General features: G+C 64.6%; 26 protein-coding genes and 2 pseudogenes. 5 read left to right on the top strand and 23 right to left on the bottom strand.

All coding sequences use genetic code 11. The features are described 5' to 3' along the window. Window positions 1–183: 183 nt before the first annotated feature. Both DXT59_RS12085 and DXT59_RS30590 read right to left on the bottom strand, forming a co-directional pair. Window positions 184–813: an MBL fold metallo-hydrolase gene (locus DXT59_RS12085; protein WP_116137140.1), complete on the bottom strand. Its 630-nt coding sequence runs from the start codon at window positions 811–813 to the stop codon at window positions 184–186. A gap of 3 nt (window positions 814–816) precedes the next feature. After that, the gene (locus tag DXT59_RS30590) at window positions 817–975 is read right to left on the bottom strand and encodes a hypothetical protein (protein WP_162878053.1); all 159 of its coding nucleotides are present in this window, start codon (window positions 973–975) and stop codon (window positions 817–819) included. A gap of 173 nt (window positions 976–1148) precedes the next feature. On the opposite strand from DXT59_RS30590, the gene DXT59_RS12080 reads away from it, so the two are divergent. Beyond that, on the top strand, window positions 1149–2054 hold the full coding sequence (locus DXT59_RS12080) for an AraC family transcriptional regulator (protein ID WP_116137139.1): 906 nt from the start codon (window positions 1149–1151) through the stop codon (window positions 2052–2054). A 135-nt stretch (window positions 2055–2189) separates the two neighbouring features. Here DXT59_RS12080 and DXT59_RS12075 read toward each other — a convergent pair whose 3' ends face one another. The 9 genes and pseudogenes from DXT59_RS12075 to DXT59_RS12025 form a co-directional block, all read right to left on the bottom strand. Next, the gene (locus DXT59_RS12075) at window positions 2190–4157 is read right to left on the bottom strand and encodes a relaxase/mobilization nuclease domain-containing protein (protein ID WP_116137138.1); all 1968 of its coding nucleotides are present in this window, start codon (window positions 4155–4157) and stop codon (window positions 2190–2192) included. 436 nt (window positions 4158–4593) lie between these two features. After that, window positions 4594–5181 carry a S26 family signal peptidase gene (locus DXT59_RS12065; protein WP_116137136.1) on the bottom strand — a complete coding sequence of 196 codons (588 nt, stop codon included), beginning with the start codon at window positions 5179–5181 and terminating at the stop codon, window positions 4594–4596. Next, complete coding sequence (locus DXT59_RS12060) at window positions 5178–5711, bottom strand: DUF2840 domain-containing protein (protein ID WP_116137135.1); 534 nt, start codon at window positions 5709–5711, stop codon at window positions 5178–5180. The genes DXT59_RS12065 and DXT59_RS12060 overlap by 4 nt, the downstream gene beginning before the upstream one ends. Beyond that, a complete protein-coding gene (locus DXT59_RS12055) occupies window positions 5708–5971 on the bottom strand; it encodes a chromosome partitioning protein ParB (RefSeq protein WP_116137134.1) in 264 nt (87 codons plus the stop codon). Before DXT59_RS12055 ends, DXT59_RS12060 begins: the two co-directional genes overlap by 4 nt. Next, window positions 5968–6605: pseudogene (parA, locus tag DXT59_RS12050) on the bottom strand (ParA family partition ATPase). Before parA ends, DXT59_RS12055 begins: the two are co-directional and overlap by 4 nt. A gap of 223 nt (window positions 6606–6828) precedes the next feature. Beyond that, window positions 6829–7620 carry a replication initiator protein A gene (locus DXT59_RS12040; RefSeq protein WP_240324487.1) on the bottom strand — a complete coding sequence of 264 codons (792 nt, stop codon included), beginning with the start codon at window positions 7618–7620 and terminating at the stop codon, window positions 6829–6831. A gap of 89 nt (window positions 7621–7709) precedes the next feature. Then, window positions 7710–7991, bottom strand: a complete 282-nt coding sequence (locus DXT59_RS12035; protein ID WP_205417417.1) for a helix-turn-helix domain-containing protein — start codon at window positions 7989–7991, stop codon at window positions 7710–7712. A gap of 125 nt (window positions 7992–8116) precedes the next feature. Then, window positions 8117–8872 (bottom strand): DUF7011 domain-containing protein, encoded by a 756-nt coding sequence (locus DXT59_RS12030; RefSeq protein WP_116137130.1) that lies wholly within the window; start codon window positions 8870–8872, stop codon window positions 8117–8119. Window positions 8873–9199: 327 nt separating this feature from the next. Beyond that, entirely contained in the window at window positions 9200–9550 is a 351-nt protein-coding gene (locus DXT59_RS12025; protein WP_116137129.1) for a DUF2958 domain-containing protein, read from the bottom strand. A 299-nt stretch (window positions 9551–9849) separates the two neighbouring features. Here DXT59_RS12025 and DXT59_RS12015 point away from each other — a divergent pair, with 299 nt between their 5' ends. Next, window positions 9850–10140, top strand: coding sequence for a helix-turn-helix domain-containing protein (locus DXT59_RS12015; protein ID WP_116137127.1), 291 nt, complete (start codon window positions 9850–9852; stop codon window positions 10138–10140). 52 nt (window positions 10141–10192) lie between these two features. On the opposite strand, the gene DXT59_RS12010 is transcribed toward DXT59_RS12015, so the two are convergent. Then, window positions 10193–10573: a DUF736 domain-containing protein gene (locus DXT59_RS12010; RefSeq protein ID WP_116137126.1), complete on the bottom strand. Its 381-nt coding sequence runs from the start codon at window positions 10571–10573 to the stop codon at window positions 10193–10195. A 115-nt stretch (window positions 10574–10688) separates the two neighbouring features. Between DXT59_RS12010 and DXT59_RS12005 the strand changes: the two genes are divergently transcribed. Then, window positions 10689–11465, top strand: a complete 777-nt coding sequence (locus DXT59_RS12005; RefSeq protein ID WP_116137125.1) for an SDR family oxidoreductase — start codon at window positions 10689–10691, stop codon at window positions 11463–11465. A 190-nt stretch (window positions 11466–11655) separates the two neighbouring features. Beyond that, window positions 11656–12567, top strand: a complete 912-nt coding sequence (locus DXT59_RS12000) for an NADP-dependent oxidoreductase (protein WP_205417416.1) — start codon at window positions 11656–11658, stop codon at window positions 12565–12567. 433 nt (window positions 12568–13000) lie between these two features. Here DXT59_RS12000 and DXT59_RS30585 read toward each other — a convergent pair whose 3' ends face one another. The 9 genes and pseudogenes from DXT59_RS30585 to DXT59_RS11960 all read right to left on the bottom strand — a co-directional run bounded on the left by DXT59_RS30585 (window position 13001) and on the right by DXT59_RS11960 (window position 20605). Then, complete coding sequence (locus DXT59_RS30585) at window positions 13001–13141, bottom strand: Cif family virulence factor (RefSeq protein ID WP_162878052.1); 141 nt, start codon at window positions 13139–13141, stop codon at window positions 13001–13003. Window positions 13142–13182: 41 nt separating this feature from the next. Beyond that, window positions 13183–13392 (bottom strand): annotated as a pseudogene (locus DXT59_RS11995) (SDR family NAD(P)-dependent oxidoreductase); the annotation flags it as partial. A gap of 92 nt (window positions 13393–13484) precedes the next feature. Further along, entirely contained in the window at window positions 13485–13991 is a 507-nt protein-coding gene (locus DXT59_RS11990) for a nuclear transport factor 2 family protein (RefSeq protein WP_116137122.1), read from the bottom strand. Between the two features lie 87 nt (window positions 13992–14078). Further along, window positions 14079–14453: a YybH family protein gene (locus DXT59_RS11985; RefSeq protein ID WP_116137121.1), complete on the bottom strand. Its 375-nt coding sequence runs from the start codon at window positions 14451–14453 to the stop codon at window positions 14079–14081. Window positions 14454–14513: 60 nt separating this feature from the next. Further along, window positions 14514–15143, bottom strand: a complete 630-nt coding sequence (locus DXT59_RS11980; RefSeq protein WP_116137120.1) for an MBL fold metallo-hydrolase — start codon at window positions 15141–15143, stop codon at window positions 14514–14516. Window positions 15144–15146: 3 nt separating this feature from the next. Next, a complete protein-coding gene (locus tag DXT59_RS11975; RefSeq protein ID WP_116137119.1) occupies window positions 15147–16145 on the bottom strand; it encodes a zinc-binding dehydrogenase in 999 nt (332 codons plus the stop codon). Window positions 16146–16619: 474 nt separating this feature from the next. Further along, on the bottom strand, window positions 16620–16934 hold the full coding sequence (locus DXT59_RS11970; protein WP_116137118.1) for a DUF736 domain-containing protein: 315 nt from the start codon (window positions 16932–16934) through the stop codon (window positions 16620–16622). Between the two features lie 717 nt (window positions 16935–17651). After that, window positions 17652–19697, bottom strand: a complete 2046-nt coding sequence (locus DXT59_RS11965; protein ID WP_116137117.1) for a ParB/RepB/Spo0J family partition protein — start codon at window positions 19695–19697, stop codon at window positions 17652–17654. A gap of 80 nt (window positions 19698–19777) precedes the next feature. Next, window positions 19778–20605, bottom strand: coding sequence for a DUF932 domain-containing protein (locus tag DXT59_RS11960; RefSeq protein ID WP_116137116.1), 828 nt, complete (start codon window positions 20603–20605; stop codon window positions 19778–19780). A 604-nt stretch (window positions 20606–21209) separates the two neighbouring features. On the opposite strand from DXT59_RS11960, the gene DXT59_RS11955 reads away from it, so the two are divergent. Next, window positions 21210–22019, top strand: coding sequence for a hypothetical protein (locus tag DXT59_RS11955; protein WP_116137115.1), 810 nt, complete (start codon window positions 21210–21212; stop codon window positions 22017–22019). Window positions 22020–22086: 67 nt separating this feature from the next. Here DXT59_RS11955 and DXT59_RS11950 read toward each other — a convergent pair whose 3' ends face one another. Together DXT59_RS11950 and DXT59_RS30945 are read right to left on the bottom strand one after the other, a co-directional pair. After that, on the bottom strand, window positions 22087–22434 hold the full coding sequence (locus DXT59_RS11950; RefSeq protein WP_116137114.1) for a DUF2958 domain-containing protein: 348 nt from the start codon (window positions 22432–22434) through the stop codon (window positions 22087–22089). 227 nt (window positions 22435–22661) lie between these two features. Continuing rightward, window positions 22662–22975: hypothetical protein (locus DXT59_RS30945; RefSeq protein ID WP_205417415.1), on the bottom strand; the 314-nt coding region annotated here is incomplete at its 5' end.

Raw genomic sequence — 22975 nt, 5'->3', positions numbered from 1 at the left:
GGAAACGAAGTGGCTCCTTTATGCCGAAAACGCCCCGGCTCCTTTATGCCGGAAGCCCGGTGGCTCCTATATGGCGGAAGATGACAGCAACTGCCAAAAAACAGCGCAAATGACGGAACTCCAATGTCTGCCTCCCTTTTGCAATGACGTTACGATCATGCAACGCAGATGCATAATGATGCGCTAGAGGCGTTCAATGGTTCTGTCGACGATCTTGCGCCATTGATCTTCCGACGTCATCGTGACCGGAGTCGGTCCCATGCACGCGCTTGCAAGTACCAGGTCTGGTTTAATGTCTCGCAGCAATTCAAGGCTGCGTCTAAGATCGGCTTTGCGGCCGCCGGCGACCCATCGCACCAGTGTTCCCCATGACGCGCCTTCGGGAAAGATCAGGTCACCGGTAAAGAGGTACTTCTTGCCTTGCGGCGAGAGATAAGCGAAGCAGGTGCTTCCAGCGGTGTGGCCTGGAGTCGGAATGATCTCGATATTCCCCAACTGCATCTCGTGCGTATCGAAGGTCACATCAACCGAACAGTAAGTCTTGATAGCCTTGACTTCCAGCGAATGGCAGCAGAGTTCCGAGCCGAAGGCCTGTTTGATGTCCGCCAATGCCGGACCAGCCTCGTCGCGGTGGCTCAGGTACTGGCGGACGATGCCGCCCCGGTCCTTGATGTGCTGTAACTCATCATGTATGCCGGTTCCATAGAACAGAACATTCCCATCCTTCCGAGTCAGAAGGTAGGCATGGCTCGTGACGCCGGCGAACGGATGTTCCGCCTGCGTCTGCCAGAGATCCGGGAAGATCTGTTCCATGGTTCATGCTCCGGAAGTCAAGATAGTCGCGCCTTTACGCGGCGTGGCCTGCGCTGCAGCCAGAGCTGCCATCGCGTCCTCAAACTGCACTGAGATTGCAACTTCCTCATAGCCGAGCACTTCGGACGGTTCGCCATGACTGCGGTGAATAATGGCCTTCATACTTCCTCTGCTGTGTTGAGTGGGCATTCGAGCCACATGTGAAGCGCACAGTGCAGTGTGCGTTCGAAGCCAATTTTTCACTAGACCAATACCACCAAAAAATTGCCTGATCCTACTGAGTTCAGTTTGATAGTGCTTCATATGCGCCGCTTTCAGTAGTAAAATTACCTTCTATGGAAAACGATTTCGAACAAAATCGGCGAAGCTTAGCCATGCGTATCGCGCGCTGGACCGGCGATACCGAGTTGTTCACGCCCACTATTTCCGGCCTCACCTTGCACCGGCATACCCACGCCGGGCCGCCCTTCGACTGCATGATGGAGCCCGCCATCGCGATCCCCGTGCAAGGAGTAAAGCAGACACGACTTGCCGCAGAGGTCTACAGATACGATCAACATCAGCTTCTGCTCACCTCGCTGGATCTACCCGTTGCTATGCAGGTGGCGCAGGCTTCGCCAGAACTGCCGTTTCTCTGCGCCGTTCTTCGCATCGACTCCCGGACGATCAGCGACATGGTTATAGAGACAGGCCTGCAACCTACCAAGCAGCGCGCAGCAAGTGGCCCCGGCATGGTTCTTGTGAAGACGACTGCGGGACTTCTGTCTTCTTTCGATCGCCTGGTTGCACTGATAGACGAACCTGAATTGATCCCGGTGCTGGCACCTATGGCGAAGCGCGAAATCTTCTACCGCATTCTTCGCAGTGAAGCCGGCAGCTATCTTTGGCAGATGGCGTCTATTGCAGACCAGACCCAAAGCATCGCTCGCGCCATCGACTGGTTAAAGGCCCACTTTCGCGAGCCGTTGCGTATAGAAGCGCTGGCCTCTTTGGTAGGCATGAGCCCTTCGCGATTCCATCATCATTTCAAGCGGCTCACGTCAATGAGCCCGCTACAATTTCAAAAATGGTTAAGGCTGACCGAGGCTAGGCGGCTTATGCTTGTCCACGAGGTCGAAGCATCGACTGCCGCGTACGACGTGGGCTATGAAAGTCCTTCTCAGTTCAGTCGGGAATATGCGAGGCAATTCGGAAATCCGCCACGCCGCGATACCGTGGCTGGGCAGTCTCAGGTTGGCTAGCCAAGCGGGCTTTGCGCTACATGCACGATCGGGAAGCTATTGATCGATGGTGCCAAGCGCCAGGACCACCAGACTTTTATCGCTATGAATTTCCATTGACCGACCAATGATTGGGCTCGATCGATTTCTTCGTGTTCAAAGATGTGGCGCGCGCTGCTTTCCCACCTCCCAAGCCGTGGTCCCGCCACGCGTTGTGACAGCAAGTTTCCGCCCTAGCTTTTGCTCGATCATCGGTTTCCACGGCACCAGCGAGAAGCCTATCCCGTCATCGAGCATGGCGAAGCGCCCGCTGGCGAGTATGACGCTGCGCCGGTAGATGCCAGCCACGCGCTGCCCGTCGACCACGGGCCGGTACTCCAGGCCGGTTTCGCCGGCTATGTCCTGCCCGGCCTTCGCCAGCTCACGCCCGCGCAGTGTCGCCAGCAGATTGCGCGCGAGGACGACACGCTGCCCGCGATGCTCGGCCAAGCCCTGATCGGCTAGGAAATCCGCACGCTCGCGCAGCGCGTCCTTGACCTCGGCCCCAAAGCCCAGGTCGCCCAGCCCCTTGCCGCCACCGATCAACTGCTGATCGAGCCAGGTGGCGCCGATCACGCGGGCCTGCCGCTCGATGGGCAGGTGCGATTTCAGTTCCACCGCGACGCCGCCACCAAGGCGCTGCGCGTTGTACTGGCGGCCTCGCTCGGTCAGGTCGCCGGGCACGCGCCAGACGCCTTCGGCCTCGCGCTCCACGATGCCGGCACGGCGCAGGGCTTCGAGCCGGCGCACATGCGCGGCCACCACCTCACGCGGGTCGCGGTCGGCCGAGGCCTGTCCCTGTGCCACGGCTAGGTGATGATCGGTGCGGTACACACCATCGACGGCCAGCGCGGCGATGTTCCGGTCGGCGGCGCGCACGTCGGCCGCGCCTTTGACTTCCACCACGGCCCCGGTCGGGTACTGCTCCAGTTCCGACCGCGGCGGCAGCGCGACGTAGTGCGCCTTGCCGTCCGTGCCATCGACGATCAGATAGCCCTTGTCGTACAGCTCGTCGGCCAGCCCCTTGCCGACGACGCGGCCCACGATGGCGCGGCCATCCTCGCCGGCCTGGAACACGGACAGCTCGCGCTGCTTGCCGCTCATGGCCCGCTGCATGGTGCGGATGATGTCGCCGCGCTCGCCCATTGCCCGCAGGGTCGGCTCGGCTTCGGCGTGGACGGCCCAGGTGCCGGGCTGCTGTTCGGTCGCCAGCCCCATGCGCTGCAAGTGTTGGAGGCGGCCTATCAGTATTTGCCGCTGGCGCTGCAAGCGAGGTTCGGCCAGCGTCTCCGACTGCACCAGGCCGTCCACGGCCTCGCGCTGCAAGGTGCGATCCAGCCCTGTCCACCGTTCTTGATCGACTTCGCGCAGCATGGTGCGCTGCATCTCCAGTTCGGTACGCGGCCCCAGCCATTCCGTTGCCAGTTCCGATGCCCGCCGGCGCATCCCCTCGGCGATGTAGTCGCGGGAAATGATGAGGTCTTTGCCGGTGTCGTCTTTGCCGCGCAGAACGACGTGCGTGTGCGGGTTGTCGGTGTTCCAGTGATCGACCGCGACCCATTCCAGCCGCGTGCCCAGATCGGCCTCCATGCGCGCCATCAGGTGCCGGGTGTAGGTGCGCAGGTCGTCGAGCTGTTCGGCGTCCTCCGGCGAGACGATGAACCGGAACTGGTGCCGGTCGCCTTCGCCGCGCTCCTTGAACGCTTCGAGGTCGGCATCGTCGGTCGTCTGCCCGTAGGCATGGCCCGGCCCGCCCTGGCGATCGACGCCTTCACGCTCGATATAGCGCAGGTGCGCGGCAGTCGAGCGCGGCCCGGCCTGCGCCAGATTCACCAGCCGCACCTTGACCGTCCCGCGCCGGGCATTCGCCCCAAGTCCACGGTCAGCGAAGCGCGCCGCGACGTGGCCGCGCCCCAGCCGGGAACCGGGGCGCTGGCCGACCTTGCCCGCAGCTTTACCGAGCTTCACGCCGGCCTTGCTGGTCTGGCGCAGCACCTTGTTGATGAAGGCATCGCCGCGCTGTTTCGGCGCACCGGGACGGACGCGGAAACGGTCGCTGTCGTTCTGATCCTTGCGCTGGCTCATGGCGTGGCCCCATCCAAGATCGGCGCAGTCCAGCGGGCGAGGCACGCGCTTTCGTCAACGCCGATGCGGCGTTGCGCACCTACGCGGCACGCTGCCGCCCCATGGCGCGTGCCGCGCGCCCCCCATGTGCAGACAAGGTTTTCAAGCGGCCATGTGCCGCGACCTTTTATCTTGCCTTCCGCCTTTGCCCTGCGCTGACGCTCCGGGCATCGGCGGCCCGGCGGCGCAGTGCTGCTTGCAGCCTGCGCGCCGGGGAACGCAGCCACGGCCATCGGCCGGGCGCGTTCAAGGCAAGACGCCTGCACGGTGGAAAGCGTCGCCGGATGTTGCGCAACGTGCAGCGCGGATGCGCTTGCACGACACGCGCAAGGACACGGCGACGGGCAGCGGAACAACACGCCGGATGGCACGATGAAGCGCAGCGAAGCGGCGGCCATCATCGGCGCGTCTCCAGCCAGACCGGGTGCGCGACACCGATCACGGTGGATGCGCTGACCGGGCCGAAGTAGCGGCTGTCGAACGACGCCGGGTTGGTCGTGCTCAACAGGAACAGCTCGCCGGGTTCGAGGTGGCGGCATTGCTGCCACGACGGCAGCGGGCGGCCGAAACGGTCAGCGGCCAGCGCGGCGGCCACCGGCACGCCATCGATGCGCACGCTGCGACCGACAATGCACACCTCCTGCGGCGCGATCGCACCGATGCGTTTAAGCAGCGGCACCCGCGTCGGTAGGTAGCCGCGCTGTGCAGCCAGCGTGGCAGCCTTTGCCGGCAGCGGCACCAGCACGATGCTGTCCACGGACAACGGACGTGGCCGCGAGGCGGTGCGCGGGTCGAACGGGTCGATGCGATACCAGCCGACCGCCACGCTGTCGGACGGGTTGTAGGTCAGACGCGGCAGCGGCGACACGAAGGACGCCCAGGCCAGCGCAGCGAAGCCGACGGCGGCCAGTGTCGCCACGACGATGTGAGCGCGGTCGCGCGAGCGAGGACGCGGCGGAACAGCGGGGGCAGGAACGGTCGTCATGGCAGCGCCCTCCCGGCCAGCCAGGCGGCGTGCCGCTCGGCGGTGTACGCCGGCAGCGGCAGACGCGCAGCGAGCCGGTTGCCGAGCGTGCGCCAGTACGCGGGCGACACATCGGCGGGCGCGATGTTCTGCGCTTCGATGGCGTCGAGCTGCGCCAGCACGGCGCGCACGGCGGGTTCACCCTCGGCGTGCAGCAGCAGGCGCGCGCCCGGCAACACGCCGGGGATGCGCTGCGCCGCGTCCAGCGGCGTGCAAGCCTGCATCACCATGAGCTGCCAGCGAATCGTGCCGTAGTCGTTGGCTTGCCAGTGGATGCGGCATAACATCGCACCTGGCAGGAACACCGCGACGCGCCGCCAGCGGTCGAGCCGGATGGTGCGCGCGGGTTCGCCGAAGCGCAGATACACGTCGATGCGCTGCTCGATGTAGGCAAGCGAAACGCGCATCAGCGGCGCGATGCCGGCCTGGCCGGCGAGCACCGCAGACGATGGCGGCGGCGCAGCCGCGGCCGCCAGAGCGGATGCATTCATGGCAGGTTCTCCGTGCGTCTTTCGGGAAACTCGCGCTCTAGCAACGCGCGCAGCAGTTCGGCCACGGTCACGCCCTGCGTGAACGCCGAAACCTTGATGCGCGCCCGCATGGCGGGCGTAATGTCGAGGGTCAGGCGTGCGGTGTAGAGGTCGCCTTTCTGGATGCCGTCGGCGTCGCCCTGGCGAATCCACGCCTCGGCGTGCGGGTTCGCGGGCGGACGCGCGCCGATGGCGATGCGTTTACCGTTGCGCTGGCTCATGTCGGCCACCCCAGCAACTCGTCGGTCAGCGCGGCGATCTCGCGTGCGGCGGCGCTGTCGGGCGCTGTCTCGCGTGCGAGCCGGCCAGCGGCCACGCTGTCGGCGAACACGATGCGCTGATGCACTTCCGAACGCAGCGCCGGCAGCGGCTGCTCGGCGAGCGCGTTGCGCGCCTCGCGGCCGATGACGGTGGTACTGACGCGACGGTTGACGACGAAGGCCGAGCGCAGCGCCGGCCGAAACACCTGCGCCTCGCGGATCAGCGCCACCATCTCCGCGGAGGCCCACAAGTCGTAGGGGCTGGGTTGCACGGGAATCAGCACGCGCTCGGCCGCCAGCAGCGCGGAGCGCGCGGGGCGGCAATGCGCGGCGGCCCGTCGATGACGACGTGATCGGCACGGCGGGCCAGCTCCGGTGCTTCCTGGTGCAGCGTCTCGCGGGCGAGGCCCACGGCGCTGAACAAGCGCGGCAAGCCCTGCTGGGCGCGCCGCTGCGTCCAGTCCAGCGCCGAGCCTTGCGGGTCAGCATCGAGCAGGACGACGTGCTGGCCGCGCATCGCCAACTCGCCAGCGATGTGTGTGGCGAGCGTGGTCTTGCCGACGCCGCCTTTCTGGTTGAGCAGCGCAACGATCATGGCGCGGCCCTCGCGGTTGGAAGGCCGGCCGGAGCGTGCCGTTTCGTGGTTATCCACCAAAACGGCGCGCTCTTACCAAGAGTTAGGCTTCTTGAGTTAGGAGAGTTAGAGGGCGCTGAAACCCGCGCCGTTATTGGCTTTTCGGCGATTTCGCACGCCTGATAGCACGATAGGAACACGCCCGATAGCACGAGTCCGGGCACGCCTGATAGCACGAGGCCATTCACAGCTTGTCCCACAATTGTCCCCGTGCCGTCGAAGGCACGGGTCGGAAGGTCAGCAATTCCGCGCCGCTGCCCGGCATCCGCTCGATGCCGAGCACATAGCCGGGCAACGACTGCCGCGCGACCAGTGCGCGCAGGTCGCAGGCGAAGTCGTAAGGCTTCGCCGTGCTGCCCGATTTCTTGTGCAGGTGCCGGAAGTCGAATTGCCAGCCGCCGGGCTGCTTGCCGCCGTGCTTGCGCACCAGCCGGTACAGCCACCGCTCGATGCCGCCGGTCAGCCGGAAATACGCCGGGTCGATGGTTAGTACCAGTGCGGCGTCGAGCACGCCGGCATAGAACCAGTCCGGCAGGATCAGCTCGATGCCCAGCGGCGTGCCGCGGGCGTCGGCCAATTCCTTCCACTCGTTGATCCACGAGAAGCGATGCAGACGCCGCCCGGTCGTTTCGCGGATGGAAGTCGCCACCGTGGTCGATTGCAGCCGGTCGAGCGCGGCCTTGAGGCGCTGGTAGTCGCGCAGCGACACACCGCGCCCGATGAAGCGCAGGATCTCGTAGGGCGTGGCGTGCATCAGGCGCGACGGCCGCAGGCCCGCGTCGCGCGCTTCGACGATCTGCGAGGCCGCCCATATCAGCACGTCCGCATCCCAAATCGTGGCGATGCCGTGCTCTTGCGTGCCCTCCACGCGCACGGTGACGCCACCGGCGCGAAAGTCGATCGGCGCCGTGCGCCGCGACTTCGCCAGCGAGAAGAACGGAAAGGCCATCAAGTCCTGGCTGTCGCGCGGCGCCATGCCGTCGCCCGGCAGCGCGCGGAACAGGTCGAGCTGTTCCCGCTCCCGCGATGGGCTGGACGTGACGACGGCCACTAGCGAGCCACCGATCAGCGCGCACGGCTGTCGGCCGAGTGATGCTCGGCATATTCGGGGTCGGACGTGGCCTCGAACCTGCGCTGGTCGGCCCAGGCATCGAGGTCGGCCGCAGCGTACATGACGCGGCGGCCGAACTTGCGGAACTTCGGCCCGCCGCCGATCACGCGTTGCTTTTCGAGCGTGCGCGGCGACAGCCGCAGGTACTCGGCGGCTTCGTCGTTGGTGAGGTAGCGTTGGGGCTGTGCGGGCGTGGTGGCGGCAGCGGCAGCAGGCCGCAAGGATGCGGGTCGCATCGAGTGAACCTCCATCGGTGAGAAGCGCCGGCGGCACCAGCGCAGCCGGATGGAGGCAGTCTCAAGATAGCGATGCGTTGCGCAGAGGGTCCTTTTGCAGCACAGGCAAAACGACCCTGTGCCGGTCAATCGAGATGCGCCAGGCGGCGATAGCCGCCGCGCATCAGCGATCGGCCGCGCCGGACGAGGCGGCGCACGCGCGAGCGCAGGCCGCCGTCGGCGTACCAGCCGTCGGCCACGGCCTCGGCGCCGAACAGCCCTGCGGCCGTTTCGCGCGAGGACGCGCCCGCAAGGGCTGCGTCGAGCGCCTGCAAGGTGTGCAGCTCCAACAGCGCGGCCGGCGTGGGCCGGGAGCGGGCCGCTGCCGCAGGCGCGACTCCGTCCGCAGGCGCCAGCTTGTCCAACTCGGCCGTCGTCGTGCGGTAGCTCGCGCAAGGCGCGGCGCACGCGCGGATGGCGTACAGATAGGCCATGCCATCGGCCAGGCCCGGCGCCAGTGCGAGTCGCACACAGCAGCCGGGCCAGCGCGACACCAGCACCAGACGCTTGCCGTCGTGGATCAGGTGCTTGTGGCCGGGAACGCGCCAGAACTCGAAGGCGTCCGCCTCCGGCGGTGGGTCGGCATCCGGGTAGAGCTGGAGCACGGCGTCAGGGTCGGGAAACCAGACCGGATTCGCGTCGCGCGCATCCAGCGCCGGGTCTTCCAGCAGGCGCAGGCCCCAAGCCCGCGCCGCCTCTGGCTGACGGCGACGGTGCAGCCAGTCGCGCTGGTAGTCGGGATACCTGCGCAGGTATTCCCATGCCAGCGCCGGGCCGTCCAGATGCAGCACGTAGAGACACGCAGCGGTGGGATACCAGGCATCGGTACTTCGATCAGCCATGACGCGGCCTCCTGTTCAGCAGGAACGGCGCCACGGGCGATAAACATGGGAGCTACGGCATCAGCAACATCAAAGCGCCATCAAGGAAGGCGTACACTTGAACTGTAACGAGGGGTGTCAAGACCGATTAGCTCCGAAGCCTTGCAGGGGGCGTCCAGGTGCGACGACTGCGCGGCACGCGAATGGCGCGCGGCATCGAGCACCCTGCCGCAAGCCGCGCCGCGCATCATGTCTTTTTTGGTCTGGACCGCACTCGTTTGGTGCGAGAGTGGTAATTCAGACTGCTACGGTCTGACGCCAGATCGAGAACGGCACAATCCGCCCCGGTCAGTCGGGAATGGAACCATCGCGCTGCGCGAGTTGCACATACTCCGATAGCGGCCGCGCGGCGTGGAAATACAGGTCGCGCAGGACGGGCCGCTGCTGCGGCCCGACGATGCCGGCCAGGTCGGACAGCTTGACCGTCCCCAGCGCCGGCATCCCGATGCCGAGGTCGATCAATCCCCAAGCGGTGTCACCATCCGCAGGATCGAGTGCGGCCAGCAACCAGGTCGCGTGCGCGTCCGGGGTGAACAGTCGCACGACCGGCAGCGGGTCGATACCTTGACCGGCCGCGCGTGCCTCGCCAACGGCGAGCAGTTGCGCGCGCTGTTCGACGGTGACGAGCGGCTTGGTCATGGCCGGGAATCCCACGAAACCGACGATGCACGGATGCGCTTTGCCGCCAAGACGTGGAAGCGTCGAAGCGGATGCGTGTTTTCGTGCGGAAGTACGAAGGCGCAAGCCGTCGAATCCGTACATGCACGGAAACGCGGAAGCGGCATTGTGCAGGTCAGGAAAGACACGGATGCAGTTCCCCGATTCTGTCGGAATCCGCCAATGCGGATTTCCGTAAAGGCACGGAAGCGGGCTAAATTTGCTGCCATGAGTTAAAGATAACGTGGTTTTAATTGTCCCGCGAACGGACGCTTCTGTCCATGCAGAAGCGATCCGTCCAGCCCGGCCGTCCGGCCGGTGCCACCACCTTCGATGCCGAGCTGGCGCAAGCCTTCGGCGTAGCGGTGCGTGCGTTACGGACAGAACGCGGAATTGCACAGGAATCGCTGGCGAACCTCGCCAGCATCGAGCGTTCCCACATGGGCAAGATCGAGCGCGGCGAGCACATGCCCACGCTGGCGATCATCTTCAAGATCGCCGGCGCGCTTGGATGCAGTACGGCCGTGGTGATGACCGAAACGGAACGTCAGCTCGCGGCGTCCGAAGCGTAGGGAAGCTACGCGAAGCGCCCCGCCGCAGTCGGCGGGGCGCGGTGGGCGGCCGTCAGGCCGCCTTGGGCTTGCTGCGCGACCAAATGAGGTCGTGCGTGCCACCTTCGTTCTCGATCAGGCGGGCATAGACCGTTATCGGGAACGAAGGATCGTCGAGGGTCACGGACATGTAGGGTCGCCCGGCCTCGCTGGATTTTTCTTCCACGCTGCGCCGATGTCGTGGCCCGGCCGCCGCCTGCACGCGGAAGTCGGAGGCGTTCTCGCTTTCGCTTTTGGCGTTGGGAACCAGCTTGACCGTGACGTTGAGCGTCAGGGTGCGGAGCGTGCCGGTGAAGCCATCTTTCTCTGCGGTGAAGGTGCCGATGTTAGCCGCGATATTTCTCCTTTCGGGTTGAACAAGGTCGCACAGGCCACCTGTCCCGGAAGTAGCCATGGCCGCCCCCCGCGCAACAGGAGGATCAGGCAAGCTTCCGAGAGCATCAAGCTAACGGATTTCGCACTTCGTACACCAAACTGCACAAATACAAAACTTCCGCAGTTGGCATTTTATGAGACTTACAGGCAACACAATTCTGATCACGGGCGGTGGCACTGGCATCGGTCGCGGCTTGGCCCGGGCGCTCCATGCTCGTGGCAATAAGGTCATCATCGCAGGCCTTGATTTGGGTGAGCTGAATGCAGTCGTGGCCGAGAATCCCGGCATGGCTGCGGTCAAGCTCGACATACGAGACGCTGGGGAGATCCAGCGCGTCGCGAAGGGTTTGATCTCGCAATACCCCGAGTTGAACGTCCTGATAAACAACGCTGGCGTCATGTATATGGACGATGTAGCGGGCCCTGTCGATGACGGAAAAGTCACTGATACGATCAACACAAATTTGATCGGATCCATCCGGTTGACGTCGGCGCTCGTTGAGCATCTGAAGACGAGGCCTGAGGCCGCAATCATCTACACGTCGTCCACACTCGGGTTCATACCGATTTCTCTGTTTGCCGTCTATTCCGCCACGAAGGCCGCCCTTCATTCCTTTGCGATGTCTCAGCGATTTCAACTGAGGGGTACGTCCGTGAAGGTGCAGGAAATCAACCCGCCGTACGTTGGCACGAGGCTCGGCGGCGGAAATCCGGACGATCCGAACGCAATGACGGTCGACGATTTCGTGGACGAACTGTTGCCGATCCTCGGCAGTGACGCGAATGAAGTCATCGTGAAAGTAGCGCAACAGTACCGTGAACACACGGGACCTGACGAATACAAGTTCGTCGTTGCGTTCAACGAAGTGATAAAGCGCGTGGGCCCGACGAACGAGCCTATCACCCCTTAGTTGCAGCTTCCGCGCGACACGCTTCAGGAGCCCGCCCCCACGCGGACGGCTGTAGATGCTGAGCGGGAACTGCGTGCATGACTGCGTGCAGCTCGTGGGACGTCGGTACGTCCACGCGTTGCAGATGACGGGCGAAGCGGAAACAGCGGCACTCGTACTACAGATAAGGACCGTTTCCATGGTAAGAGCAGTGCAGTTCGATCAATACGGCGACGTCAACGTTCTCAAGATCGTCGAGGTGCCGATGCCTCGCCCCGGACCCGACGGAGTGCTCGTCGAGGTTCGCGCCGCGAGCATCAATCCCCTCGACTCGTTGATTCGCAGTGGAGTGTTGGAACAGATGTATCCGACCCACTTCCCGTCGGGTCAAGGAGCCGACTTCGCCGGCGTGGTGACTGCCGTTGGCGATCAGGTGAAGGATTTCAAGCCCGGCGACGAGGTGCTTGGGTGGTGCACCGACCGTTCGAGTCTCGCCACGCACGTGACAGCACCGTCGAGTCAGGTCGTGCGCAAGCCGCCGCAACTGCCCTGGGATGTCGCGGGCGCGCTCTATATGGCCGGTATGGCCGCTTGGGCCTCCGTAGCCGCCATCGAGCCGAGGAGTGGTGACGTGGTGGTCGTGTCGGGAGCGACTGGCGGCGTCGGTTCCATCGCCGTCCAACTCCTTCGACTGCACGGCGCGACCGTGATCGCCCTCGCGTCGCCAGGCAAGCATGACTGGCTGACCAATCGTGGGGCGATCCCTGTCGAGTACGGCGACGGAACGAAACAGCGCATCCTCGACGCCGCTCCTTCGGGCCGCCTCGACGCGTGGGTGGATGCCTTCGGCAACGGCTACGTCGACATGGCCGTTGAGCTTGGCATTCTGCCGGAACGCATCAACACGATCATCGACTTTGCTGCCGCGCAGAAGTACCAGACCAAGGCGCTGGGCACGCAGGCGGCCGCGAGCGCGGAGAATCTCGGCAAGCTCGCTGCGCTCGTTGCCGAGGGCAAAGTCGAGATCCCCATCGCGGCCTGCTACCCGCTCGACGACGTACGCGAGGCTTTCCGGGAGCTCGACAAGCGCCGGACGCACGGCAAGATCGTTCTCGTCCCTTAGGCACCGACGCCGTCAGCTCGCCGATAAACCGCGCAGTTGCCCTGGAACGGCTTCGCGGGAACGTAGTGCGGCTCACATTGTTACGGGAGCAAATTATCGTCGGTCATGGCGGGCGCCGCGCGGCAAGAGTATGGAAAGATCGGCCTGGTACGGCGGACTCGATCCGCGCCCCTCGCAGATATCGTCCGTGCGCATGACGTCAAACGAGTCGACCATCCTGGGCACCATAAGCGACTGGCCACGGCATCTTGACCGGGGGCGGTCGAAGCCTACCGTCCGGCGACGGCCAGTGGCAGGACCCGACCCTGAGCGGTCGACCGCACCTGGAAGGTGTATTGCCCGAAAGCGGCCAGTTAGCAACGTCCAGTCCATCAGACACACGCCAAACTATCCAGCTTCCAAGCGGGCTCAGCAGTGTCGACCAAGTGGGCTATTAGCCGGCGTTCGGGTTGTCAATGAGGAAGAGCCACCGGCCATCAGGCTGCCGCTGTGCCACTTCCGATGTTTTGCTGCTCAGCACGACCTGTTGCCCATCCGGCGCGACGCCGTTGAGCTGCGATTGCGCCTGCATCATCGCGATGTCGCCAGCCTGCACCGCGTAGACGGTTGTTACCGTCAGGCGAACTTCGCGATGCCCGCGTTCAAGAAGACGAAGTCGACGCGCCCGAGATGCGACTTGGCCAGCTCGACGACGTTATCGAGGTCAGCGAGCTTCGACGAGTCCGCCGTGATGCCGCGCGCAGCAGCACCGAGCTCCGTCTGTGCCGCCTCGACAGTTGAGGAGGTGCGGCCCGTGATCACGACCTTCGCCCCCTCGGAACCGAGGAGCTTCGCCGTCTAGACACCGACTCCGGCGCTCCCGCCGGTTATTACGGCGGTCTTGCCTTCATAACGGCCCATGATCGACATTCCTTCCGTCATCGCGCTCCTGCCGCGGCCGCATAGACCTTACCCAGGTCGAACATGTTGTGCACTGCGACGAACTTCCCGCTCTCCTTGTCGATCGTGAAGATCGAGGTCGCCGGCAGCGCAAGTTTGGCCGCTCTCGCAGCGTTGTCGATGGTGAAGGTTGGCAGCGCGGTCGAGACGACGGTGATGGTCGCCGCGGATTGCCCCTGCGGCATTTCCCGAGGGACCACCCCGCCCATCAGCGCACGCGCCCAGACCTCGATCCTCGTGTGTTTGACCGTCACCGCCTGAAAGAACTGCGCGCAGAAATCGCGAATCGCCGCGCGCCCGACGATCGGCGGGTCGGCATTGAAGGCGAGACTCGTCGAAGGCGCAGACGAGTACAGGCCAGCCAGCCTGTCGGGGTCGCGCGAATCGACGCCGTCGTAGTAGGCCTGCGCGATGCGGATGATCTCAGCTTCGGACAGGATCGGATCGGAGGAGTGGTGGTGGTTCATCTTCTTGCTAAGCTCCATGAGTTGGCGGGGGCCTGCCTGGTGGCCCGAAAATATGCCGGGACTAAACGTTCGGGTGTCTCGAAGATCCAGAGCGGATCAAGTGGGCTATTGGCCTGCGTTCGGGTTGTCAATGAGGAAGCGCCACCGGCCATCGTGCTGCCGCTGTGCCACTTCCGATGTCTTGCTGCTCAGCACGACCTGTTGCCCATCCGGCGCGACGCCGTTGAGTTGCGATTGCGCCTGCATCATGGCGATGTCGCCAGCCTGCACCGCGTAGACGGTTGTCACCGTCAGGCGACCCTTGATCGCCAAGGCCGGCTTCAGCGCCTCTCGGATCGCCACGTGGCCGGTCACGATCTGCCCAGGTTGGGCCATCAGTCGCGCGTCGGGCACATACAAGGCCAGCAGAGCTTCAAGGTCGCCAGAATTGAACGCTTCCTCGAACTGTCGATGGAGGTCTTCTGGTTTGAATTCAGTCATGCCGGTTTCCTTCGATGGGTTGTTGTGTCGCTGTGGGTGGTTTCAGATCGAGGCGGCAAGCTATAGCCGTTCAATGGCGCCATCCACGATGGCGTGCCATTGGCCAGGTGTCGTCATCTCGACGGGCGTCGGCCCTTGGCACGCGCTGGCCAGCACCACGTCGGGGTTGAGTTCGCGCAACAGGCGCAGACTGGCTCTGAGATCGGATTTGCGCCCACCATTGAACGGCCAGATCAGCGTTCCCCAGGACTGGCCCTTGGGGAAGAGCGAATCACCGGTAAATAGATAAGTCTTGCCGTGGGGTGAGCGGTACAGGAAGCAAGTGCTGCCCGAGGTGTGCCCCGGCGTCGGGATGACCTCGATGTCGCCCAACTGCGTCTCGCGTGCATCGAAGGCCAGGTCGACCGGGCTGTAGGACTGGATGGCCTTGACCTCCAGCTTGTGGCAGCACAGGGCCGAGCCGAACGTCTGCTTGATCGTTGCCAGCGCTGCCCCCGCCTCGTCGCGATGGCTCAGGTACTGGTGCACGATCCCGCCCAGTTGTTTGATGGGCTGCAGCTCTTCCTCCAGGCTGGTGCTGTAGAACAGCACGTTGCCGCCGGGCCGCGTCAGCAGGTAGGCGTGCGAGTCAACGCCGTGGAACGGATGTTCCGTCCGGGTCTGCCAGAGATCAGGATAGAGCTGCAGCATGGCTCAAGCTTCCGAAGTCAGGATCGTCGCGCCGCGTCGCGGCGTCGCGTGGGCAGCCGACAAAGCTTTGATTGCGTCGTTAAAGGGGAACTCGCTGTACTCAGCGAAGTTCTGCGGTGCCCGACGCGCCAGTTCGAACAGGTCGGCGATGTCAGCCGCGCGTTGCGCGGGCGTGCTTGCGAGCCAGCCATAGGCGTTCAGCCCCTTCAACGTCTGTTGACGAACTGTCAGCGAGATCGTGGAGATTGCGGAGGGACGCGCGTCCATGCCGCCATAGGTGATCAAGGTGCCGCCGTCGGCGAGCAAGTTCAGCAGTTGCGGGCTCGTTTCGCCGCCGATCGCATCGATGGCCACGGCCGGCGCCTGCCCGGCTGCAGCGATTACCTTGGCCGCCCATCCTTCATGCTCGGAGCTGACAACGGAAACCCCGGGCACGCTCGGCGCCAGGATCGCTGCGCCGGCGTCGCTGCGCACCAGCGCGATAACCTTGGCGCCGCGCATCTGCGCCAACGCGATCAGATTGCGGCCGACGCTGGAGCCGGCGGCGGTGATCAGCAGCGGCGCACCGCCGGAGGCGGCCAAAGCCGCACGCATCAGGACAATGGCCGTGATGCCGTTGATGGCGATCTGGCACGCGGTCGTGTCGTTGACATCGTCCGGGACAGGGATGATGGCCATGGCCGGTGCGACCACCCGCTCCGCCCACGTACCTTGCGCGGGGAAGAGCATCACGCGCTGGCCGGGCTTGATGCCGCTGGCGGCATCCACGCCCGAGCCAACCTGTTCGACGACGCCCACACCGTCGCCGCCAGGAACAGTCCCTTCAGCCGGGATCGGCGCAGGAATGTAGCCGCGCATCATCACGTCGTCGATCGGATGCACCATGCGCCGGGTGACGCGGACCACGACCTCGTTGGGTCCGGGTTGCGCCGGGGCGGCGATGTCTTGGAATGTGAGCACCTGGGACGGCTCGCCGTTCTGGCGATAAACATGAGCTTTCATGAGGATTCCTTTACTGATTCAGGGCGGCGAAAACGCCTGGCACGACACCCGTCGTGCATGCCCATCAGTCTGTCGCGCGAAGGTCTCCGAGCGTTAGATTGATGCTCTCGATAGATTGCCTATTCCTCCCATGTTCGGGTCAATCAGGCTCTTGCGTTGCCGATGTTGGCCATTAAGATACAAGCACATGAACAGCGATTTCGAAGCAGCACGGGCTCATCTCGCCACGCGGATCGCGCGCTGGACCGAGGACAGCGAGCACTACGCGACGGCCGTTTCCGGCCTGATCCGACATTTTCAGATCGGCCAAAGTCGCCCGATGGGGGCATATCGGCGCTCGTCGTAGAAACAATTGAAGGAACGGACTAACCAGTAGTGAAGGCTTGGCTGGGTTTCCCCAGGATCGATTGTCCGAGAATCGTGGTCCATGAAGTAAGCGCCCCGTCGCAGTGGGCGGGGCGCGGTGGGTGGCCGTCAGGCAGTCTGCGGCTTGCTGCGCGACCAGATCAGGTCGTGAGTGCCGTCCTCGCCTTCGATCAGACGGGCATAGACCGTAGCCGAGAACGAAGGATCATCGAGGGTCACGGACAGGTGATCCCGCCCGGCCTCGCTGGTCTTCTTCCACGCCGCGCCGATGTCGTGGCCGGCCGCCTGAAGGCGGAAGTCGGGGGCGCTCTCCTTGTCGCCCTTGTCGTTGGGAACTAGCTTGACCTTGACGTTGAGCGTCAGGGTGCGGAGCGTGCCGTTGTAGCCGTCTTTCTCTGCGGTGAAGGTGCCGATGTTAGCCATGATGTTTCTCCTTTCGGGTTGAACAAGGTCGCGCCCATCACGTCCTTGTTGTGAACCGGCCGGCGGGGGATGGGCGGGCTGCACCGCTTGCGGTCGAAACGCCGTGGAGAACCTGGAAGCGAAAAGAATTTGTTGCGCGAGGAAGCCGCGCAGCGGCGGGGAAATTCTTTTTGCTGGAAGGTTGCAGCCATCAAGCCCAAGGCACAGCCGCGCCCTCGCCAAGATTCACGACAAGCCAAGGACGCAGGGGCCGCCCACTCCCGAAAGGAGACATGGCCGACCGCGGCATCCACACATGACGGCTGCACCGGCTCGTACCCTGACGTGGGCAAGGCCAACCACTAACGACAAGGCGAGAACGCCCCTGCCGCAGCCTGCGGCCGCTGCGTGAGGCGTGGCGTGGAAGCTCCATAGGAAAGGCCGGGCGGCGTGTCGGTGAACCGTCCTTCGTGACGTACAGGCAACGAACTGCCAGCGTTGAGGACGGCACGTTTTGGCACAACCTGCCGCAGCAGGCCGGGGCGTATCCCCACAAGCCCCGCCCACTGCGGCGGGGCGCCATCGAAATCTCGCCCGCGCCAGCGGGCACCGACCGCCGTGCCGCGCGCACGCCGTTGCGCGCGATCTTGCTGTGGCCGTTGAAACCGGGCGCGGCAGGTCTGCCGCGCCCGGTTTGGGAAAAGCCCCGGCGCAGCGCGCCGGGGCCACGTTGCGGAATCATGCGGCCAGTGCGTGAGCCTCCACCTCGTCGGCGGCATCTTCCGGCGCATCGTCATCGCTCGCGGCATCCGGTACGCCTTCCGGCTCCGTGTGGTGCTCGGTCTGGAACACGGCAGGCATCCAACCGCTACCCTCGGCCAACCGTTCGGCTTCGCTGGCAATGTCACCTTTCTTGAGCTTCGACAGCCGGGTGACGTGATCCGGGGCATACTGCCCGACGGCTTCCAGAATCGCGGCCTTCGGTACGTGCTGGAAATAGCCCTCGGCGGTCGGCTTCCACCATGCGGCCATGTCCAGTCCCACGGCCTGCGCCAGTTCCGCGCCGGGTTGGCACTGCGTGGCGCGCGGCGTCACCACGTCCACCGTGGCCGCGACGCAGACAGCCAGCAGCCGCACCAGCTCGTCTTGCGACTTCGCCAGCAGCACCGCGAACAGTTCGGCGCTGCCCTCCGGCAAGGCTTCGCCCGCGACTTCCTGCAAGGTGCGCAGCGCCACGGCGGCGGACGATTCCGACACGTCCGGGGCAAGACTTTCCAGCCGGTCTTTCACGGTCAGGCGCACGCCGAGCGGCAGGCCGTCGCGGTAGGCGTTGGGCTGCAAGACGGTCTGCACCATGCCATGCACCAGCGCGGCCAGCGCGACGTGCGGACGCTGCGCGATTTCGATTTGCAGCGCCGCCGTGCGGTGGGCGCTCAACCGCTGCGCCAGCCGGTCGGACACGTTCGCGGCCTTCGGTGCTTCGTCGGCATCGCCTTCGTCCTCGTTCGTGGCTCCCCCCTCCGCAAAACCCTGCCGCAGCCGGTGCAGCGTGCGCAGCGCCTTCGCCTCGGCCTCGCGCAGCAGCCCGAGATAGATCACGGTTTCGCCTTCGCGGTCGATGGTGACGATGGCACCGGCCACGGCGCGCACGTCCGGCGCGTAGTCCTGCAAGGCGTCCTCGATGGCTTGCAGTTCCCCGGCCACCTGCTCGCGCCGTTCTTCCAGCGTCGCCACCTTGTCCTCGTCCTCGGCGTCATAGGCTTCTTCCAGCGTCATGTCGATCTTGTCGAGACGGCCTTGCAGCGAAGCGATGCGGCGGGCTTCGCGTGCGCTCGGCTCGCGGCGCTGGCGCGGCGCATTCTGGAACGTCTGCCGGTCGGCATGGCTCATCTGCGGCAAGGCTTCGACCCACGCCCAACCCTCGGCGCGCACTTCTTCGGCCTGCACGTCGAGCTTGCCACGCACCAGCGTTTCCAGCAGTGCGGCGTCGGTCAGGTAGGTTCCGGCATCGCCTTCCGCAAACAGGTCGCGGCGAATGCCGCCGCCTGCTTCGGTGTAGGCGTCCAGCCCGACGAAACGCACCAGCGGATGACTGGCGCTGATTTCGCGCTCGGTCAGGCGCTCGCGCAGCGCGGACGCGCCGCGTTGCCATTCCGGTGCAGCGTAGAACGCGGCTTCCTGCGCGGCGTGGTCGTCGGTGATGGTCAAGGCCATCAACTGCTCCAGCGTCACGCCACCGGCGCGGTAGTCGGCCAGCAGGCGCGGCGAGACGTTGGCGAGCTTCAAGCGGCGCTGCACCACCAGCGGGGACACGCCGAAGTCGGCGGCAATGTCCTCGATGGGGCGGCCTTCCTTCACCAGCGCGGCGAACGCCTCGAACTGGTCGGCAGGGTGCATCTGCTCGCGCAGCAGGTTTTCCACGAGGCTGACGGTACGTGCCGAGGCATCGGGCACCAGCAGGCACGGCACTTCGTAGTCGGCGGGGATGCGCTTCTTCTTCGCCAGCAGCTTCATCGCGGTCAGGCGGCGGTCGCCGGCAACGACTTCGTACTGCTCGCCATCGGCGGCGGCAATCACGATGAGGTTTTGCAGCAGGCCGACGCGGGAAATGCTCGCGGCCAGTTCGGGGATGGACAGGCGCGGCGTCGTGCGGGCGTTGCGCTTGGAACGGCGCGGCTGCAACTGCGAGAGCGCAACCAAGATCAGGTTCTTGGTCGGGTCGGCGGCTTCCAGCGGCGCGGCGGTTTCGATGGCATGGACTTCGGCTTTGGTAACGGCGTTCATGGTGACGACTCCAATCAGTTGAGGGATGCAGCGCGGAGAAAAGCGGCAAGGGCTGCTGCCTGCCCCAGCCGCCGTGGGGTTCAGGCTTTCAACTGGCGCAGGCCATCGGCCAGCAGCCACAGGGCGCGGTTCAGACGCAGGTCTTGGTCAATGCCCTGCACGGGGCGGGTGGTCTGGCGGCGACCGTTGGCGCTGCGACCATGCAAGCCGCCGCGCAAGAGGTTTTCCTGCGTGCGGTTGAACACGCTCCACAGGTCGCGGCGGTCGTCGTCGAGACGGCGCGGCGCGAGCACCTGCGTTTCGGTGACGGGTGCAGGCTTGTCGGGGGCGTCGTACTTCAACGCCAGCGCGGCGCGGGCGAACACTTCGGCCTCGCCGCTGTCCAGCGTGACGGCCTGCATGGCATCGCGGGATGCCTGCGCCCGGTCGAAGCCGTTCAAGACCTCGTAGGCGCCTTCGATGACGTGTCCGGCTACGTCGCCCTTGTGCGGCACGCGCACGTCGGCCACGGTGTCGCCGCATACCAGTCCGTTCTTGCAAACGAACCGGAACATGCCGGCCAGCATCTGATAGCTGCTCGTGCCGTCGTGCGAATTCAGCAGAATGATTTCGTTGGCTTCGCGGCCGTTGATCTGGCTGGCGTGACGCAGCCGGATCATGTGCTTGGTGTACTCGCGGCGGTCGTCGTTGCGCACGCGGGTCTGGCACACCATGAAAGGCTCGAAGCCCTCCCCGCGCAGTTCTTGCAGCACGGTCGCGGTGGGGATGTAGCTGTATCGTTCCGAGCGGCTTTCGTGCGGCGCGTCCGCGAAGATGGACGGCGCTACGGCGCGGATTTGATCGTCCGACAAGGGGCGTTCGGAACGCAGCACCGGGGAGCGCGAAGCGAAACGGGAAGCGAGTTGCATGGTCCTTCTCCTGACAAAAGGTTTGCTGTTGAAACCCCACCGGATTCCTAGATTTGGAGCCCGCCTTTCGGCTTTTCCGGTGGGGTCGGCGCGGAGACCTGGGCCGGCCTCGTTGCCACCGTCTTTCCTGAGTTCATCGCCCGCGACGGTCAGGAGCACGCGGACGGGTGCCGTCAAGGAAACAAGCGCAGGGTTGGTGCGGCCCACAGGCGCAGCCGAGGACACGGCCCTGCGCGCCTTGACGGCACACGGCCGCGGGCTACAGTCGCGGACAAGGTGATGAAGTCAGGGGAGACGGCTGGACATGGCAACGGCCGCCCTCGTGTGCCGAACCGCACGCAAGCGAAGCGCGCAGGCCCGAAGCTGGAAGCCGGGCCGGAGGCGTCAGCCGAGCGGAGCGAGGGAACGATGGAAGCCCGTCAGGGGCGAGACTCGCGTAGCGAGGCTCGATGCGAAGCACGAGAGCGCGGCCGGCCGCTTTGTGGCCGGTGACGCCCTAACGCTGTAGGTACCTGAGCACCTGATCGGCGACAATGACTCGGGTACCGACATGCCCGCCTTGGTCAAATACGCTGTGAAGCGTCTTCAACATCAGGGATAGCCCATGAGTGCACCGCAACCGACGACTCCGCAGAAAGTCTGCGAGAACATCCTCATCGAAGGAAAGCAGTACAACATCGAGCACAAGATCCTGCCCAGCGAAAACGCAGTGGCAGATCGACTGCTTTCGCGCAGTCTCGAACTGAAAGAGGCTTATGAGGAACTGCACGAGAAGCTACATAAGCATCCTCCCGCGCTCAAGGTCTTCCTGGACTTGCTTCTGAGTACGGCAGCGTTCTGGAGTCCAGAGAAAATCACGAAAGCGCGCTCCGAACGCGACGATCTCGCCAACATCAATCAGCAGATTGCAAGGAAAGCAGCGGAACTGGCGGAATTGCTGGAGCGCCGTTCGGACTTGCACAACACATCGGGTTTCAGCAGCAGCACGCACTATCACGTTTGCGACGTGATCGAAGCAGCCTGCGAAAAGAACTACCTGTTCCAGTCCTATGTCAAGGAGCGCCTGGACGCCCTTACTGGGCAGTTCGACCTCAAATATTGGCCGTCGTTGGGCGAGTTTCTCCAGGTGATCGCTTCCGATGCCGAACACGCCGGCATGGAAGCCTCCGATCCCTTAACCGCGGCGGCCACCGCGGCCGCGCGCCCGTCGCGGGCTGATTTTTTTAAAGCCCTGTTTGCCGCCATCGAGGAAAGCAGCGCGGAGAATTACGGCCAACTTCCCAGGGGCTTCAAATTGACGGACAACACGCTCGCCTCGTTAGCTAACTGCGTGTTGGACTTCGGCCCGGATGATCTGGCCGACAGTGCATACGTCAAGCGGCTCCGTCAGCGCGAACGCAGCGTAGGCAAATAACCCACGCCGTCGGCTGTGGGCATAGGAGAAAAAGCGCGCCGTCCGAAGGGCGGCGCACTTGCTTTGGTTACACGACGATCTGCCCAGCTCGCCGCGCATCCCGCGCGTAGGCACTCAAGCGTTTCTCCGCGCGGAAGTGCAGATCGCGTTCGATCGGCAGGCCGAGCCGCCCGCGCACGGTCACCAGCTCCTGCAGGCTGACCCAGCCGAGTTCGGGCATTCCCATGCCCAGGTCGCACAAGCCGAAAGCGTGGTCGTGATCGTCCGGGTCGATCTCGGTCAGCAGCCAGGTCGCGCCGGCGTCCGGCGTGAACAGCTTGACCACGGGGGCCGGATCGAAGTCCGGGGTCTGGAGTGATTCGCGGCCGTTGGCCAGCAGCAGGTAGCGTTGTTCGTCGGTGATGAGTGCGCTCATGGCGATCTCCGGTTGCACGGGCGGAATTGCCCGGAACCGTCGCCAGCACGGCGTAGCGCAGCAGTCAGGGGGCGAAGCCGGCCGTCAGGCCGCAAGCGTGCAAGCACGCGCAGCCCTTGACGGCGAGAACGCCGTGATACGGTGAAGGGAACAGCAAGACCGCCCTACTCTCTCGCAGTTTCACTGTTGGCAAGCGGAGCGCGCAGGCCTCACGAGGGCCGAAGGCGTCAGAGATCAAAGCTGGATGGCCGCGACTCGTCACGAGGCGTGGGGCGCAGCCCGCGAGCCCGACGGAGGAACGCTGCAACGCCCAACACCTCCACCGCGATTGCTCCCTGCTCTATCGAGCAGATGCGATACCATGCAATCGTAAGCAACCACGAAAATAAGAAATTGCGCCTCGGGGATGGGAAACGTATTTTCGCGCCAAGAAAAATCTGCGCCGCAGAACATAGAGCTAACGTCAATAGTGGTGTATGAACAAATTGACGGCGATCGATTTCAAGCGGCGAGTTTCTGCTGAACCGGCCGATCGTCTTGC

Origin of the sequence: Trinickia diaoshuihuensis, from assembly GCF_003390925.1 — a bacterium.
Lineage (GTDB): Bacteria > Pseudomonadota > Gammaproteobacteria > Burkholderiales > Burkholderiaceae > Trinickia > Trinickia diaoshuihuensis.
Note: the sequence above shows the minus strand (reverse complement) of the source record. Positions and strands in the feature narration are given on the sequence as shown.